The sequence below is a fragment of the Mesorhizobium sp. WSM1343 genome (assembly GCF_055901535.1).
The window spans coordinates 6245330-6261625 of sequence record NZ_CM148370.1 but is presented as its reverse complement, the minus strand read 5'-3'; the positions used below and the strand labels follow the sequence as shown (position 1 = coordinate 6261625).

At 62.8% G+C, this 16296-nt stretch carries 14 protein-coding genes; 11 read left to right on the top strand and 3 right to left on the bottom strand.

Annotated features, from left to right (window positions below; genetic code table 11):
- Positions 1-305: 305 nt before the first annotated feature.
- The 6 genes from AC0NIL_RS30365 (at position 306) to AC0NIL_RS30340 (ending at position 8385) form a co-directional block, all read left to right on the top strand.
- Positions 306-2096, top strand: coding sequence for an acyl-CoA dehydrogenase (locus tag AC0NIL_RS30365; protein ID WP_013533660.1), 1791 nt, complete (start codon positions 306-308; stop codon positions 2094-2096).
- 46 nt (positions 2097-2142) lie between these two features.
- Positions 2143-3315 carry an acyl-CoA dehydrogenase family protein gene (locus AC0NIL_RS30360; RefSeq protein ID WP_024503171.1) on the top strand — a complete coding sequence of 391 codons (1173 nt, stop codon included), beginning with the start codon at positions 2143-2145 and terminating at the stop codon, positions 3313-3315.
- Positions 3316-3348: 33 nt separating this feature from the next.
- Positions 3349-4557 carry an acetyl-CoA C-acetyltransferase gene (locus tag AC0NIL_RS30355; RefSeq protein WP_024503170.1) on the top strand — a complete coding sequence of 403 codons (1209 nt, stop codon included), beginning with the start codon at positions 3349-3351 and terminating at the stop codon, positions 4555-4557.
- Positions 4558-4571: 14 nt separating this feature from the next.
- The gene (locus tag AC0NIL_RS30350; protein WP_473573234.1) at positions 4572-6791 is read left to right on the top strand and encodes a 3-hydroxyacyl-CoA dehydrogenase NAD-binding domain-containing protein; all 2220 of its coding nucleotides are present in this window, start codon (positions 4572-4574) and stop codon (positions 6789-6791) included.
- Between the two features lie 82 nt (positions 6792-6873).
- Positions 6874-7524, top strand: coding sequence for a S24 family peptidase (locus tag AC0NIL_RS30345; protein ID WP_064995700.1), 651 nt, complete (start codon positions 6874-6876; stop codon positions 7522-7524).
- Between the two features lie 9 nt (positions 7525-7533).
- The gene (locus tag AC0NIL_RS30340) at positions 7534-8385 is read left to right on the top strand and encodes a hypothetical protein (RefSeq protein ID WP_024503168.1); all 852 of its coding nucleotides are present in this window, start codon (positions 7534-7536) and stop codon (positions 8383-8385) included.
- On the opposite strand, the gene AC0NIL_RS30335 is transcribed toward AC0NIL_RS30340, so the two are convergent.
- A complete protein-coding gene (locus tag AC0NIL_RS30335; RefSeq protein ID WP_063170009.1) occupies positions 8351-9997 on the bottom strand; it encodes a lysine--tRNA ligase in 1647 nt (548 codons plus the stop codon). The two genes, AC0NIL_RS30340 and AC0NIL_RS30335, sit on opposite strands and share 35 nt — an antisense overlap.
- Before the next feature lie 123 nt (positions 9998-10120).
- Between AC0NIL_RS30335 and AC0NIL_RS30330 the strand changes: the two genes are divergently transcribed.
- Entirely contained in the window at positions 10121-10570 is a 450-nt protein-coding gene (locus AC0NIL_RS30330) for a tellurite resistance TerB family protein (RefSeq protein ID WP_473573233.1), read from the top strand.
- A gap of 12 nt (positions 10571-10582) precedes the next feature.
- On the opposite strand, the gene AC0NIL_RS30325 is transcribed toward AC0NIL_RS30330, so the two are convergent.
- Positions 10583-11431: a transporter substrate-binding domain-containing protein gene (locus AC0NIL_RS30325; RefSeq protein ID WP_013533652.1), complete on the bottom strand. Its 849-nt coding sequence runs from the start codon at positions 11429-11431 to the stop codon at positions 10583-10585.
- Positions 11432-11680: 249 nt separating this feature from the next.
- Here AC0NIL_RS30325 and AC0NIL_RS30320 point away from each other — a divergent pair, with 249 nt between their 5' ends.
- The 3 genes from AC0NIL_RS30320 (at position 11681) to AC0NIL_RS30310 (ending at position 13911) form a co-directional block, all read left to right on the top strand.
- Positions 11681-12412: a helix-turn-helix transcriptional regulator gene (locus AC0NIL_RS30320; protein WP_013533651.1), complete on the top strand. Its 732-nt coding sequence runs from the start codon at positions 11681-11683 to the stop codon at positions 12410-12412.
- A 96-nt stretch (positions 12413-12508) separates the two neighbouring features.
- Positions 12509-13147 (top strand): acyl-homoserine-lactone synthase, encoded by a 639-nt coding sequence (locus AC0NIL_RS30315; protein ID WP_013533650.1) that lies wholly within the window; start codon positions 12509-12511, stop codon positions 13145-13147.
- Positions 13148-13161: 14 nt separating this feature from the next.
- Positions 13162-13911: an enoyl-CoA hydratase-related protein gene (locus AC0NIL_RS30310; protein ID WP_013533649.1), complete on the top strand. Its 750-nt coding sequence runs from the start codon at positions 13162-13164 to the stop codon at positions 13909-13911.
- Positions 13912-13959: 48 nt separating this feature from the next.
- Here AC0NIL_RS30310 and ppk2 read toward each other — a convergent pair whose 3' ends face one another.
- Positions 13960-14868: a polyphosphate kinase 2 gene (gene ppk2, locus AC0NIL_RS30305; RefSeq protein WP_224618593.1), complete on the bottom strand. Its 909-nt coding sequence runs from the start codon at positions 14866-14868 to the stop codon at positions 13960-13962.
- 121 nt (positions 14869-14989) lie between these two features.
- Between ppk2 and AC0NIL_RS30300 the strand changes: the two genes are divergently transcribed.
- Positions 14990-16255, top strand: a complete 1266-nt coding sequence (locus tag AC0NIL_RS30300; RefSeq protein WP_473573231.1) for a sensor histidine kinase — start codon at positions 14990-14992, stop codon at positions 16253-16255.
- Positions 16256-16296 lie beyond the last annotated feature (41 nt).

The following is a 16296-nucleotide window of genomic DNA, read 5'->3' as shown; positions in this document are numbered from 1 at the left end:
CAATTCCGTCAGGAATTGCGCCAGACACCAAGTCGTCTGCTGATTGTCCGAGTTCTGTCTAGCCGCATGGCCTGCCACGCGGCTTTTCGTTGTCCTGGCCCACTCTTATGGCCTTTCGGCGCTGGCTTGCGCAACGTCGCGCCGCTACGCTCATTGCTCCAGGGGGCGGGGAATCTTGTCGCATCGAGAAAATTGACGTTTACGCAAACGTCAATTTTTGCTATCCCGCTCCCAATATGGGTCCGCATGCCGCCCTGGCTTGTCTTCGGGGCATTCGGACCGGGTTTGCAGGGTGGAGAAAAAGCATGCCGACATACAGGGCTCCGGTCCAGGATACGCTGTTCGTGCTCAACGAGGTTCTGGGTTATCAGCGTTATTCGAACCTTCCCGGATTTGCCGACGCCACGCCCGATGTGCTCGAGGCGATCCTCGCCGAAGGCGCCAAGCTCGCCGAAAACGTCATGCATCCGCTGAACCGTGTCGGCGACATGGAAGGCTGTGTGCGTCACGACGATGGCTCGGTGACCACGCCGAAAGGCTTCAGGGAGGCCTTCGACCAGTACCGCGAGGGCGGCTGGATGGGATTGGCCGCACCCGTCGAGTTCGGCGGCCAGGGCCTGCCCTATGCCGTGCACACCGCCGTCGCCGAATACATGGTCTCGGCCAATATGTCCTTGATGATGTATCCGGGCCTGACGCAGGGCGCGATCGCGGCAATCATCACCCACGGCACCGACGAGCAGAAGGCGACATGGTTGCCGAGGATGATCGAGGGTGCCTGGACCGGCACCATGAACCTGACCGAGCCGCATTGCGGCACGGATCTCGGCCTGTTGCGGACCAAAGCGGTGCCGAACGGCGATGGCACCTATAAGATTTCAGGCCAGAAGATCTTCATCTCGGCCGGCGAACACGACATGTCGGACAACATCGTCCATCTGGTGCTGGCCCGCATCGAGGGTGCGCCGGAAGGCGTCAAGGGCATCTCGCTGTTCATCGTGCCGAAGCTCAAGCTCGACCCGTCGGGCAATCCGGGCAACAGGAACACCGTCTCCTGCGGCTCGATCGAGGAGAAGATGGGCATCCACGGCAATTCGACCTGCGTCATGAACTATGACGAGGCTGAGGGCACGCTGCTCGGCGAGCCCAATGGCGGCCTGAAGGCGATGTTCACGATGATGAACGAGGCGCGCCTCGGTGTCGGCCTGCAGGGGTTGTCGCTGTCGGAGATCGCCTATCAGAACGCTGTCGGCTACGCCAAGGACCGTTTGCAGGGCCGCTCATTGTCTGGGCCGAAGGCGCCGGACAAGAAGGCCGATCCGATCATCGTCCATCCCGACATCCGCCGCAGCCTGATGACCATGAAAGCCTTCAACGAGGCCGGCCGCGCGCTGGCGCTGTGGACGGCGATCAAGTCCGACATCGCCCACCGCTCCGGCGACGACAAGGATCGCCAGGCCGCCGACGACTACACCGGCCTGATGACGCCGGTGGTCAAGGGCGTGCTCACCGACAAAGGGTTCGACCACGCCGTCATGGCGCAGCAGGTGTTCGGCGGTCACGGTTATATCGAAGAGCACGGCATGAGCCAGTTCGTGCGCGATGCCCGCATCGCCATGATCTATGAAGGCGCCAATGGCATCCAGGCGCTCGACCTCGTCGGCCGCAAGCTTGGTTTGCATGGCGGCCGCGCCGTGCAGGCCTTCTTCAAGGAGGTCGGCGAATTCTGCGAGGAGAACCGCGCTAACGAGAAGATGGCGCCGTTCACCAAGGCGTTGAAGAAAGGTCTCAACGATTTGCAGGCGGCGACCATGTGGCTGGTGCAGAACGGCATGGCCAAGCCCGACAATGCGGGTGCCGCCTCGACCGACTACATGCATCTCTTCGGCCTGGTCGCTCTGGGCTATATGTGGGCGCAGATGGCCAAGGTGGCACTTGGCAAGACGGACGCCAATGGCGCGCAATCTTTCTACGACAACAAGATCGTGACGGGGCGCTTCTTCATGGAGCGGATCATGCCGGAGACATCGGCTCATCTCGCCCGCATTTCGAGCGGCGCCGACACATTGATGGCACTGCCGGCGGAAGCGTTCTAAGCTCGACCTCACTGGCCTTTCTGTCTGTCGATACGCGGAGGAAATCGTGGCGACAAATCCCGCCGAAGTGCTCTCTTTGCCGAAGCCCGCCTGGGCGGCGGACGAAGTCGGCATGCTCTACGACATGGCGCATCGCTTCATGTCGGAGGAGATCGCGCCGCGCTACGACGAGTTCGAGAAGAACGAGATGGTCGATCGCGAAAGCTGGCTGAAGGCAGGTTCCGCCGGCCTGCTCTGCGCTTCTATGCCGGAGGAATATGGCGGCTCCGGCGGCACCTTCGCGCATGAGAGCGCCATCATCGAGGCCATTGGCCATGTCGGTGTCGACGGGTTCGGCATCGGCCTGCACAATTCGATCGTCGCGCCTTATATCCTCCACTACGGCTCCGAGGAGCAGAAAAAGAAATGGCTGCCGAAGCTGGCGACCGGCGAGCTGATCGGCGCCATCGCCATGACCGAGCCCGGCGCCGGCTCCGATCTGCAGGGCGTCAAGACGCGAGCGCAGAAGGATGGCAACCACTACAAGATCAATGGCTCCAAGACCTTCATCACCAACGGCCAGCTTGCGAACTTCATCATCGTCGTCACCAAGACCGATCCGGAGAAGGGCGCCAAGGGCACCTCGCTGATCGTCGTCGAGACCGACGAGGTCGAAGGTTTCCAGCGCGGCCGTAACCTCGACAAGATCGGGCTCAAGGCCAACGACACGTCGGAGCTGTTCTTCAACGACATGCGCGTGCCGACCTCCAATTTGCTCGGCCACGAGGAAGGGCAGGGCTTCGTCCAGTTGATGCAGCAACTGCCGCAGGAGCGGCTGCAGATCGGCACGGGCGCCATCGCCATGATCGAGCGGGCGCTGGCGCTGACCATCGACTACGTCAAGGAGCGCAAGGCGTTCGGCAAGGCGATCATCGATTTCCAGAACACCCAGTTCAAGCTGGCCGAACTCAAGACCGAGGCCACCATCGGCCGCGTCTTCTACAATGATTGCGTCACCCGCCACATCGCGGGTGGCCTCGATCCCGTGACAGCGTCGATGGCCAAGTACTGGCTCAGCGACCTGCAGGGAAAAGTCGTCGACGAATGCCTTCAACTGCATGGCGGCTATGGCTACATGAATGAATACCCGATCGCCCGCATGTTCCGCGACGCCCGCGTCCAGCGCATCTACGGCGGCACCAACGAGATCATGAAATTGCTGATCGGACGCTCTCTCTGAAGGCGACATCAGGCAAACCCAAGGAGCAAGCAAATGGCTGAAGCTTATGTCTATGACGCCGTGCGCACACCGCGCGGCAAGGGCAAGAAAGACGGATCGCTGCACGAGGTGCCGGCGGTGCGGCTTGCCGCCAAGACGCTCGAGGCGCTGCGCGACCGCAATGGGATGGACACTGCAAACGTCGACGACATCATCTTCGGCTGCGTCGATCCGGTCGGCGAGGCGGGTTCGGTCATTCCGCGCGCCGCCGCCTTCGAGGCCGGCTACGACACCAAGGCGCCCGGCATGCAGATCTCACGCTTCTGCGCTTCCGGGCTCGACGCCATCAATTTCGGTGCCGCCAAGATCGCGCAGGGAGCGGACGAGATCGTCATTGCCGGCGGTGTCGAATCGATGTCGCGCGTCGGCATGGGCGCCTCGGGCGGTGCCTGGTTCATGGATCCTTCGGTCGGCCTGCCCGGCTGGTTCGTGCCGCAAGGCATCTCGGCCGACCTGATCGCCACCAAATACGGCTTCAGCAGAGACGACGTCGACGCCTATGCGGTCGAGAGCCAGAAGCGCGCCGCCAAATCCTGGGCGGATGGCCGCTTCAAGAAATCCGTCATCCCGATCAAGGACCAGAACGGCCTGACCATCCTCGACCATGACGAGCATATGCGCCCGTCGACCGACATGCAGTCGCTGGCCTCGCTCAACCCGTCCTTCGTCATGCCCGGCGAAATGGGCGGCTTCGATGCGGTCGCGGTGCAGAAGCATCCCGAAGTGGAAGAGGTCAACCACGTCCATCATGCCGGCAATTCGTCCGGCATCGTCGATGGTGCGGCGGCCGTGCTGCTCGGTTCGAAGAAGGCCGGCAAGGCGATGGGGCTGAAGCCCCGCGCGCGTATCCGCACCTTCGCCAACATCGGCTCCGAGCCGGTGCTGATGCTGACCGGTCCGGTCGACGTCACCGAGAAGCTGTTGAAGCGCGCCAAGATGAAGCTCTCGGACATCGACCTGTTCGAGCTCAACGAAGCCTTCGCTTCGGTGGTGCTGCGCTACATGCAGGCTTTCGACATTCCGCATGACAAGATCAACGTCAATGGCGGTGCCATCGCCATGGGTCATCCGCTCGGCGCCACCGGCGCGATGATCTTCGGCACGGTGCTGGACGAACTCGAGCGGCGCGATCTCAACACCGCTCTGGTGACACTGTGCATCGGCGCCGGCATGGGCACCGCAACCATCATCGAACGCGTCTGACGGGGAGAGAAACGATGAGCTACACCAATTTCACCCTCGACACCGACGCCGACGGCATTGCGCTGGTCACCTGGGACATGCCCGGCCGTTCGATGAACGTCTTCACCGAAGAGGCGATGCGGGAATTGAACGCCATTGTCGACAAGGTGGCTGGTGACGCCGCCATCAAGGGCGCCGTGATCACCTCCGGCAAGGATACCTTCTCCGGCGGTGCCGATATCTCTTTGCTGCAGAAGATGCTGACGACCTTCGCCGCGGAAAAGGGCAAGGACGCCGAAAAGGCGACCAAGGCGCTGTTCGACAATGCCGGCATGATGACCGGCCTGTTCCGCAAGCTGGAAACTTGCGGAAAGCCGTGGGTGTCGGCGATCAACGGCACCTGCATGGGCGGCGCCTTCGAATTGTCGCTCGCCTGCCACGGCCGTGTCGCCGCCGATAGCGACAAGGTGAAGATGGCGCTTCCCGAGGTGAAGATCGGCATCTTCCCGGGCGCCGGCGGCACCCAGCGCGTGCCGCGGCTGACCGATCAGCAGCAGGCGTTGCAGATGCTGACCTCCGGCCAGACGCTGTCGCGGCAGAAAGCCAAGTCGATGGGCCTGATCCATGAGATCGCCGAGCCGGCCAGGTTGGTCGAGACCGCCAAGGCGATGATCAGGAATGGGCTGAAGCCGGTGGCGCCATGGGACGAGAAAGGTTTCAAGCTGCCAGGCGGCCAGATCTATTCGCCGGCCGGTTTCAATCTGTGGCCGCCGGCGATCGCCATCCTGCGTCGCGAGACCTATGGCAACTATCCGGCCGCCGCCGCGATCCTCAAATGCGTCTATGAAGGCCTGCTGGTGCCGTTCGACACCGCCTTGCGCATCGAGCAGCGCTATTTCACCGAGATCATGCAGACCAGGGAAGCGGCGGCGATGATCCGCTCGTTGTTTGTGTCGCTGCAGGAACTGAACAAGGGCGCCCGCCGCCCGGCCGGCGTGCCCGAAACCAAGTTCAAGAAGATCGGCATTCTCGGCGCTGGCTTCATGGGCGCCGGCATCGCCTATGTCACCGCCAAGGCCGGCATCCCGGTGGTGCTGCTCGACCGTGATCTGGAGTCGGCCGCCAAGGGCAAGGCGCATTCCGACAGCCTGGTCTCGGATCAGGTCAAGAAGGGCCGCGCCAAGCCGGAGGACAAGGACAAACTGCTGTCGCTGATCACGCCGACGGCGGACTACGCCGACCTTGCCGGCTGCGATCTGGTGGTCGAGGCGGTGTTCGAGGATTCGGGCGTCAAGAAGAGCGCCACCGAACAGGCGGAAGCCGTGTTGAAGCCATCGGCGATCTTCGCGTCGAACACCTCCACCATCCCGATCTCGTCGCTGGCCAAGAATTCGGCGCGGCCGAAGAATTTCATCGGCATCCATTTCTTCTCGCCGGTCGACAAGATGATGCTGGTGGAGATCATTTTGGGCAAGAAGACCGGCGACAAGGCGCAGGCCACCGCGATCGACTTCGTTCGCGCCATCAAGAAGACGCCGATCGTCGTCAACGACACGCGCGGCTTCTACGTCAACCGCTGCGTGCTGCGCTACATGTCGGAAGCCTACAAGATGCTGATCGAAGGTGTGCCCGCGCCGATGATCGAGAACGCGGCGAAGGCAGCCGGCATGCCGGTCGGCCCCCTGGCACTGACCGACGAAACGGCCATCGACCTTGCCCAGAAGATCATGAAGCAGACCATCAGGGATTTGGGCGACAAGGCGGTCGATCCCAAGCAGATGGCGCTGATCAACACCATGGTCGACGATCACGGCCGCTTCGGCCGCAAGAACGGCAAGGGTTTTTACGATTATCCGGCCAAGCCCGCCAAGAAGAAGCTGTGGCCGGGCCTCAGGGATCTCTATCCGCAGCTTGCACCCGAGAAGGTCGATTATGAGGAACTGCAGCAGCGGCTGCTGGTCACCATCGCGCTCGAAGCGGCCCGGGTGATGGAAGAAGGCATCGTCACCGACCCGCGCGAGGCCGATGTCGGCTCGATCCTCGCCTTCGGCTTCGCTCCCTATACCGGCGGTGCGCTGTCCTACATCGACGGCATCGGCGCCAAGGCGTTCGTCAAGATCGCCAGAAACCTGCAGAAGAAATACGGCGCCGAGTTCAAGGCGCCCAAGCTGCTGCTCGACATGGCCGAGAAGGGTGAGAGCTTCTATCAGCGCTTCGATCCCTATGCGAAAGGCGAGACCAGGAAAGCGGCGTGAGTAAGCCTTGCACTGTGGACAAGATGGCGGTCCGGGGTTAGAACAGGGAAGGTATTTTTTCCTGTTCAAAGGAGAGCGACACATGCTCTCGCATGACCGTGTCTGGGCTGCCATTGATGCTCTTGCCGAGCGCTATTCGCTTTCGGCCTCGGGGCTGGCCAAGCGTGCGGGGCTCGATTCCACCGCCTTCAACAAGTCGAAGCGCCTGTCGTCGGACGGCCGGCCGCGCTGGCCCTCGACCGAATCACTGGCAAAGATCATGGAGGCAACGGGCGCTTCCCTCGACGAATTCACCGGTTTGATTGAAGGTCGGGCCGGGGCCAGCCATGCGGCTTCGGTCGCCCGCCGAAACTCCGTGCCGCTGCTCGGCTTTGCCCAGGCCGGCGCCGGCGGCTTCTTCGACGATGCCGGCTTTCCAGCCGGGCAGGGCTGGGATCTGATCGAACTGCCGACGCAATCGACCGAGAGTTCCTATGCTTTGCAGGTGCAGGGCGATTCCATGCTGCCGCTCTACCGCAATGGCGACGTCCTCATCGTCGAACCGGGCGCCGTTACCCGCAAGGGCGATCGCGTCGTCGTCAAGACCACATCAGGCGAAGTGATGGCCAAGGTGCTCGAGCGCCAGACCGTCAGGTCGATTGCGCTGGTCTCGCTCAATCCCGATCATCCCGACCGCGATATTCCCATGCGCGATGTCGAATGGGTGGCGCGGATTGTCTGGGCAAGCCAATAGGTTAAGCTGGTGCGGCTTCTCCATCACGCGCTGGCGGTTCTGATGGTCCCTGTGATGGCAGCCATCGTCGTCACTGGCGGTCGCACTCTGAAAGGTAGTGAAAGCGTCATCACCGTGGACCAGCTTGAGCCGGGCGCCGATGCGATGGCGCAGCAGGCTGCCGGGACGCTGCCCGAGGAGCCGGCTACATCGGCCATTGCAGCTCCGCAGCCGCCGAAGCCGGCGACGCATTCGAGGGCGATCGATCCCGAAATCGTCGCGCCGCCGGAACTGCCCGCCGACGGGCTTGAACGGATCGAGCCGCGCGAGCCGTTGAGCAAACTCGCGCTGGCCGTGCCGCCCAAGCCGAAAATGCCTGACGACTGGAACGGCACAAAGCTGTTCCAGCCGGTTGCGCCGGCCGCCGGCTTGATCGAGGCGAAGGGCTACTCGGTCGCGGTTTCCGGCATCGACATCGTCAGGCAGGACGAGATTTGCAGCGAGGACGGCAAGTCCTGGCCGTGCGGCGTCCGGGCGAGGACAGCGTTCCGCGCCTTCCTGCGCGGCCGCGCGGTGGTCTGCACGGTGCCGCCGCAGGGCGGCCGCGACCTGATCGCAGCCGAGTGCCGGATCGGCAAGCAGGATGTCGGTCAGTGGCTGGTCGAAAATGGCTGGGCGCGCGCCGCCAAGGGCGGCCCCTATGTCGAGGCCGGCGACAAGGCGCGCACGGGCAGGAAGGGCATTTTCGGATCGGCGCCCGATCTGTCGGGCATGCCGGCGATGCCGGCCGCGCCAGGCCCGGCACCTCAGGCGCCGGGTTCGATCCTGGAAGAGGTCGACGGCGTGCTCAAGCCAGCTGACCAGCCAGCGCCCGCTCAATGAGCGCACGCGTCTCGGCAACGCCATAGAGTGCTGCGAACGAGCCGAAGCGCGGGCCGCGCTCCTGGCCGATCAGCACCTGGTAGATCATCTGGAAGAAGGCGCCCGATACGCCGGGGCCGCCTTCCGGGCTCTGCTTGGAATGATCCTGATAGCGCTCGATCCTGCGTGCGACGTTGAGCGAGGCGTTCTGGATCGCTTCGCCGCTGGCGTCGGCGGGCAGCGCGCCAAGTGCTTCGTCGAGGGCTGCCAGCGCTTCGCGCTCGACCTCGTCGGCGGGCCGGAAGGTTTTCGTCGGCTTCACGAAATCGTCGAAATAGCGGATCGCATGGCCGACCAGCCGGTCGAGCTCTGGATGCGTCGCCGGCGTCACGCCTTGCGTATGACGTGAAATGAACCCCCACAGCACATCCTTGTTCTGCGCGTTGGAAGCGCTGACCAGATTGAGCAGCAGAGAGAACGGCACCGGCATGTCGATCGCGGGCGGGTTGCCGTCATGCATATGCCAGACCGGGTTGCCCAGCCGCTCCTTCCAGTCCTGGCGGGGATAGGCGGCGAGGAACGTGTAGTATTCATCCACGGCCCGCGGGATGACGTCGAAATACAGCTTCTTGGCCTGCCGCGGCCGTTGGTACATGTAGAGCCCGAGGCTTTCGGTCGGCGCATAGGTCAGCCACTCGTCGATGGTCAGCCCGTTGCCCTTCGACTTCGAGATCTTCTGGCCGTTCTCGTCGAGGAACAGTTCGTAGACGAAATGCTCCGGCGCCCGTCCGCCCAGAATGTTGCAGATACGGTCGTAGACCACTGCATTGGTCTGGTGGTCCTTGCCGAACATTTCGAAATCGACGCCAAGCGCTGCCCAGCGCATGCCGAAATCCGGCTTCCACTGCAGCTTCACGCGGCCGCCGGTGATCGAAAGCGTGGTCTCGGTGCCCTCGTCGTCGAAGGTGATGGTGCCGGCTTTGGCGTCGACATGCTTCATCGGCACGTAAAGCACGCGGCCGCTCTTCGGCGAGATCGGCAGGAACGGGCTGTAGGTCGCCTGCCGCTCGGGCCCGAGCGTCGGCAGCATCACCGCCATGATCTGCTCATAGCGCTCGGCGGCGCGCTTGAGCATCGCGTCGAAACGGCCGGCCTTGTAGTATTGCGTCGCGCTGGCGAACTCGTAGTCGAAGCCGAACGTGTCGAGGAAGCGGCAGAGCATCGCATTGTTGTGGTCGGCGAAGCTCGCATAGTCGCCGCCGAAGGGGTTGGGGACCGACGATAGCGGCTTGTGCAGATGCGGCTCGAGTGCGGCGCGGTCCGGCACGCTGTCGGGTATCTTGCGCATGCCGTCCATATCGTCGGAAAAGCACAGCAGCTTGGTCGCGACCTTGTCCTGCGTCAGGACACGGAAGGCATGGCGCACCATCGAGGTGCGCGCCACCTCGCCGAACGTGCCGATATGCGGCAGGCCGGACGGCCCGTAGCCGGTCTCGAACAGGACTGTTTGCGGAAAGTCGGCGCCTTTGTAGCGCTCGATGATCTTTTTGGCTTCCTCGAACGGCCACGCCTTGCTTTCGGTCGCGGCCGCCAGCAGCTCGGGGTTGAGATCGATGATGTTTGATCCCGCCATGTCACAGTTTTCCAAATCATCTGCCGGCCCGAAGGCGGGCCGCAGCAAGGGTTTTTCAACCGGTCTCTAGGCGTGCAGCGTCGGAGCGTCAACGCGTGCGGCGCTTTTTCCTTGCGGTGCAGAATGGGCGTTCCTAACTTCGAGGCCCGGTTCAAGGAGAAAAAATTGCCGACACCTCATGAAGCCCTGATCTATCTGATGGTCATCACCTCGGCCTCCGACCGCGACATGACCGATGTTGAACTGGCGCGGATCGGCGAGGTCGTCCGCTCCTGGCCGGTGTTCGAGGACTTCAACCACGACAGGCTGGTCGGCGTTGCCCAGGACTGCCAGAAGCGCCTGCACGAAAAGGATGGGCTGGAGGGCGTGCTGGCTGAAGTCGCCGAGGTCTTGCCCGAGCGGCTGCGCGACACCGCCTATGCCGCCGCCTTCGAGGTTGCCGCCATCGACCTCGAAATGCGCATGGAAGAGGTGCGGGTGCTGCAGCTGATCCGGCGTCAGCTCGATCTCGACACGCTGACGGTTGCTGCCATCGGCCGCGCGGCCAAGGCGCGGCTGCGTACCCTGACCTGAAAGTCCTTGGCTTTAGAAAAAACTGACGGGGAAATAGCGCAGATAAAATTCGGCGAACGTGCCTTTCATCGAAATTTCCTGCAGCGCGTAGTCGATCGCTGCAGCCAGCGCCGGATTGTCCGCCTTGGTGGCGATGGCCATGCCAGTGCCCAGATATTCGGGCGCCAGATAGGGCCCGCCGGCAAAGCGGCAGCAGCCCGCCGCGTCCGAGCCGCCCAGCCAGAAAGCCAGGCGCATGCCGTCGCCGAAGGCGGCGTCGACCTTGCCGGCCTTGAGATCGGCATACAGTTCTTCCGGCCTGTCGAAAGGGACGACCTGGACCGTGTTGAAATAGTCGCGCAGCATGCGCTCATGCGCCGAGCCTGATATCACGCCGACACGCTTGCCGTGCAATTTGTCAAAGACGGGCTCGGTCAGCGCCTTGCCCTTCGGCATGACGAAGCGCGCCGGAAACTGCAGATAGGAGCGTGAGAAGGCGTAGGTCGCGCGCGATTCCGGTGTGGCGGCGATGCCGGCGATGATCGCCTCGCCTTCACCTTTCTGCAGTGCGCCTTCCAGCTCGGCCCAGGGCAGGGCCTGGATCTGGCATTTTTCGACAATGCCAAGCTCGGCGCAGATGGCGCGTGCCAGATCGATGTGGAAGCCGGACAGCTTTCCCGCACCGTCGAGGAAGTTGAAAGGCGGGAAGTCCGTGGTGGTGAGGAACCTCAGCCGGGGCAGCGTCGAAAGGTCCGGCTTGGGCAGCCGCTCCTTGGCATCCCACAGCACCGGAACCTGAGGCGCCGCGGCGCGCGCACCGTCGGCGAACGACAGCAACCCGATCAGCATCGCAAAGGCGAAGGACCTCCACCGGAACGCCAAGATAAAACTCCGCCACAGTCGTGCTCGCACCGGTTTTGGTACGAAAATGGTACAGGCACAATGGTTTTTGATTTCAACCCGCCGATTTCAGGATATGATTTAGCCGGTTTGCAAATCAGCTTCGGTCGCCTCGATGAGAGGGAGCCACAAAATAAGTATGCGATTTGCAATCCGTGGTCGGTGGCGAAGTGTAAATCAGGCACGCATCATTGGCCGCAATGCACAAGGCAACATGGGGTTGATGTTGCGATGGGTCAGTTCGATCGCACGCTGGAATACATAGACCAACTGCAGCACGCCGCAACGGCGGCGGCGGTCTGCGAAAGGCTGCTGGGCATAACATCGGATTTCGGTCTCACCGCACTGATGGCGGGAACCGTCCCGCAGCCAGGCACGCCGGCCGGCCAGCAAAAGCAGCATGTGCTTCTCTGCGATTGGCCTGGCGAGTGGCTGGAGCGCTATGTCGCGCGCAACTATGTCGATCATGACCCGGTCGTCAGCCATATGAAACAGTTGCAGGCGCCCTTCCAGTGGCACGAAGCGTCCCAAGGCATCCGCATAGACAAGAGCAGCGGCGAGGTGATGGGCGATGCCGGCGCCTTCAAACTGCGCGATGGGTTGGCCTTTCCGCTGATCACGCTCGACGGCCAGATCGTCATGGTGTCGCTGGGCGGCGAGGCCGTGGAATTGTCCGCCGCCGAATTCGGCCAGGTGTCGCTGGTCTCGACCTACGCGGTTGGCCGCGCCATGCAACTCCACACCATGGCGAACAGGACCATCGATCATATCGTGCTGACGCCGCGCGAGCGCGAATGCCTGCAATGGGCCGCCGTCGGCAAGTCCGAATGGGAGATTTCGCAAATCCTCGGCATTTCCGAACACACCTCGGAGAAACATCTTCTTAACGCCAAAAGCAAACTAGGTGCCGTCAACAGGGTGCAGGCCGTCGCGGAAGCGATACGGCGCGGCTACATTAGTTAGGTCGGCCGTGCCGACCTGAAATCCTTGCCTACGCGATCACGCAATTTTCTCATCAAAGCACGGCCGTATCTTCCTCTGAACGCAGGAGACGGCGGAATGCTTTTTTCCCTTACAACCCAGGAATTGATGGAACGTCCCGACCTTTGGGAGGCCGTCCATCGTTTGCGCTACAAGATATTCGTCGAGGAGATGGGGTGGGATGACCTCAGACGCCCCGACGGGCTCGAACTCGACCAGTTCGATCACGACGAGGCGGTCCATCAGATCGTCATCAGGGGCGGTGAAGTGGCGGGTTATCAGAGGATGTTGCCGACGACGCGGCCACATCTGCTGACCGAGGTCTTGACCGATCTTTCCGAAGGAACGCCGCCATCGGGTCCAAACATCTGGGAATTGACCCGCTACGCGGTGGCTCCCGGTTTTCGCGATGGCCGTCGCGGCGTTTCGACCGTCGGCACCGAACTGATTGCCGGTTTCGTCGAGTGGGGGCTGAAGCGCGGCGTCGACAAGGTGATCATCGAGTTCGAGCCGATGTGGGTGCTGCGCGCCTTGCAACTGCATTTCCTGGCGACCCCGCTTGGCTATCAGCGCACCTATGGCAACCAGCAGGTGGTCGCCACCTTACTGACCTTCAACGAGCACACACTCGATGTGGTGCGGTCGCGCCGCAATCATTTTGCTCCCGTGCTGGCCAGGGGATATCCCGACATGCTCGGGCAAAGGCGTGCGTCATGAGATCGGAGACAGTCATGAGCACACATCCGCAACCTGAACTTCGCAACCACACGCTGGTGGTCACCGTGTCGTCGAGTGACGGCCGGCCGGTGCTGGACAGGAGGGCCTATGAAAGCCTGGCAAGGACCTTCCATGAAGCAGCCGACAATGAGGAGGTTCGCGTCGTCGTCTTGCGCGGCCTGGCAGGCTGTTTCTGTCTGGGCGGCGACTTCTCCGAATTCCTCGACGCCACCAAGCACCAGAAACTGATCGCCGCCGTCACCGACCTGTTCCGCACGCTGGCGACGTTTCCAAAGCCCATCCTTGCCTGCGTCGATGGCGATGCCGTCGGTGTCGGCTGCACCATCCTGTTCCATTGCGACATGGTGATCGCGTCCGATGAGAGCACGTTCAGGGTACCGTTCGTCGATTTCGGCCTGGTGCCGGATGCGGCGACCAGCATCCTGGCGCCGCAGAAGCTCGGCTACGCCGGTGCCTTCCGCTTCTTCTGCCTCGGCGACACGCTTCGCGCCGAGGATGCCAGGGCGCTCGGCCTGGTCGCGGAGATCGTGCCGGGAGGCACCGTCGAGGAGGCGGCCCTTGGTCGGGCAAGACAGCTCGTCAAGAAGCCGGTCGCCGCCCTGCTGCAGACGCGCGGCCTGCTGAAGGGGAACACGGAGGCCCTCTGCGACCGCATCGATCAGGAGATCTCGCTTTTCCAGCAGGCGCTGCAGGATGATACGACGCTGCGGCGATTGCAGCGTATCGCCAGGCTGGCGGCTTAAGCATCATGATTGCGTCGCGCGGTTCCTGCCGCGCGACGCAAAAAAGCGTCAATCCTGTTTTCCCAGGAATGACGGCCCTTCGCCGACGATCTTCTTGTCTTCCTTGCCGATGATTTCGAGATCGCGCCCCTCATAGGGCAGAGACAACAGGATGCGCCGCATGACCGCCAGCCGCGCGCGCCGTTTGTCATTGGCCCGTACGATGATCCACGGCGCGAATTCCTTGTGGGTGCGCTCGAACATTGTGTCGCGCACCTTGGTGTAGTCGTCCCACTTGGTGATGCCCGCAACGTCGATGGGCGAAAACTTCCAGCTCTTCAGCGGGCTGTAGCGGCGGTCGTGGAAGCGCTCGAGCTGCGTTTCCCGGCCGATGTTCAGCCAGAATTTGAAGAAGTGGATCCCCTCGTTGGAGATCATCCGCTCGAAATGCGGCGTCTCGTCGAGAAACTGCTCGTGCTGCTGCGGCGTGCAGAAACCCATCACCGGCTCGACGCCGGCGCGATTGTACCAGGAGCGGTCGAAGGTGACGAATTCGCCTGAAGTCGGGAAATGGTCGACATAGCGCTGGTAGTACCATTGCCCCAGTTCGGTCGGGGTCGGTTTGGTCAGCGCCACGTTGCGTGCGGTGCGCGGATTGAGGTACTGGCGCACCACGAAGATCGTGCCGCCCTTGCCGGCGGCGTCGCGGCCCTCGAACAGCGCCATCACCCGTTTGCCGGTCGACTGCAGCCAGGCCTGCGCCTTGACCAACTCGATCTGCAGCTTCTCGAGCGTTTCGTCATACTCATCGCTTTTCATCTTCTTGTCGTAGGGATAGCCGCCGGCAGTCAGCTTGTTGTCCTCGACCCAGTCGGGAAGCACGGGGTTTTCGATATCGAACTCCCGCTCCTTGCCGCCGATCCTGATCTTCAGCGGCCCCGAAGTTGGCGCGGCGGGACTTTCCTTGGCTTTTTTCATCGAGACGAACCCTTTCCAGCTTCGGGACTCATGCTATGGGGAGCCTCCGGAACGGTCTAGTGGAAGTTTTTCCGCCACCGTGGACCGGGTGCGAAGGCATGGGGTGCGGGCCCGCGGGCAGATGGCTGACCTGGACACAGAGCAGAGAGGCATCGCGCAAACCATGGCCGCACGGCTGTGGAACAGCCGCTGGCTGCTTGCGGCCGGCGTTGTCGCGGTCGTCGCCGTTTATGCCTTGGCCGGGATTTCAGCCTATGTCGTCCTCGCGGCGCTGCTGTTGCTATTTGCAGCGGCAATACTGCCGGCCGCCGGCGCGCGCCAATCCACCGGCAGCGGCGCTGCCATCGAGGCCATCGGCCTGCAGCGGCTCTCGGGTGAATATCTGGCCGCCGCCGTCGCCGATCCGCTGATCATCTTCGACCGGGCTGCCACCATCGTCCATGCCAACGCCGCCGCCTTCGCCGCTTTCGGCGGCATCGCGCCAGGCATGTCGCTGTCGCTGAAATTCCGGGCGCCGGAAATGCAGGCTCTGCTGGATGGCGTGCTATCGGGCGACGTCGCCTCCGATGTCGTCGACTACATGGAGAAGCTGCCGGTCGAACGGGCTTACCGGGTGAGCGTGTCCTCGGTCGGTCATGCCACCGATCTCTATGTGCTGGTGTTCAAGGACCAGAGCGAAGCACGCAGGATCGACCGCATGCGCGCCGACTTCATCGCCAATGCCAGCCATGAACTGCGCACCCCGCTTGCCTCCATCGCCGGCTTTATCGAAACGCTGCGCGGGCCAGCCCGCAACGACGCGGCGGCGCGCGACCAGTTTCTGCAGATCATGCAGAGCCAGACCGGCCGCATGGCGCGTCTGATCGACGATTTGTTGTCGCTGTCGCGGCTCGAGATGAAACCCTATCTGAAGCCGGGAACCGAGGTGGACCTGCGCCAGACCGTCGACAGCGTCATCGATTCGCTCGGACCGCTGGCCAGCGAAAACGCCGTTGCCATCGAGCGGCGCTACGCCGATGGACCGCTTCATGTGCCTGGCGATCGCGATGAGCTTTTCCAGGTTTTCGAGAACCTCCTGGAAAACGCCTGCAAATACGGGCAGTCGGGTGGGCGCGTGGTTGTATCCATAGCGCATAGCGATGCCGGACCAGAGCCGGGCATCGACGTCACGATCAGGGACTTTGGCCCTGGCATTCCCGAGGAGCACATTCCGCGCATTACCGAGCGCTTCTACCGCGTCGATGTCGAGACCAGCCGGACCCAGAAAGGCACCGGCCTCGGCCTGTCGATCGTCAAGCATATCCTGACGCGCCACAACGCCCGGCTTTCGATCAAGTCCGAAGTCGGCAACGGCGCGGCATTCTCGGTTCATTTGCCGGCGCACTGATACCGCCCTAATTCAAGGGGACTGTTTCTTTTTTCTGTCAT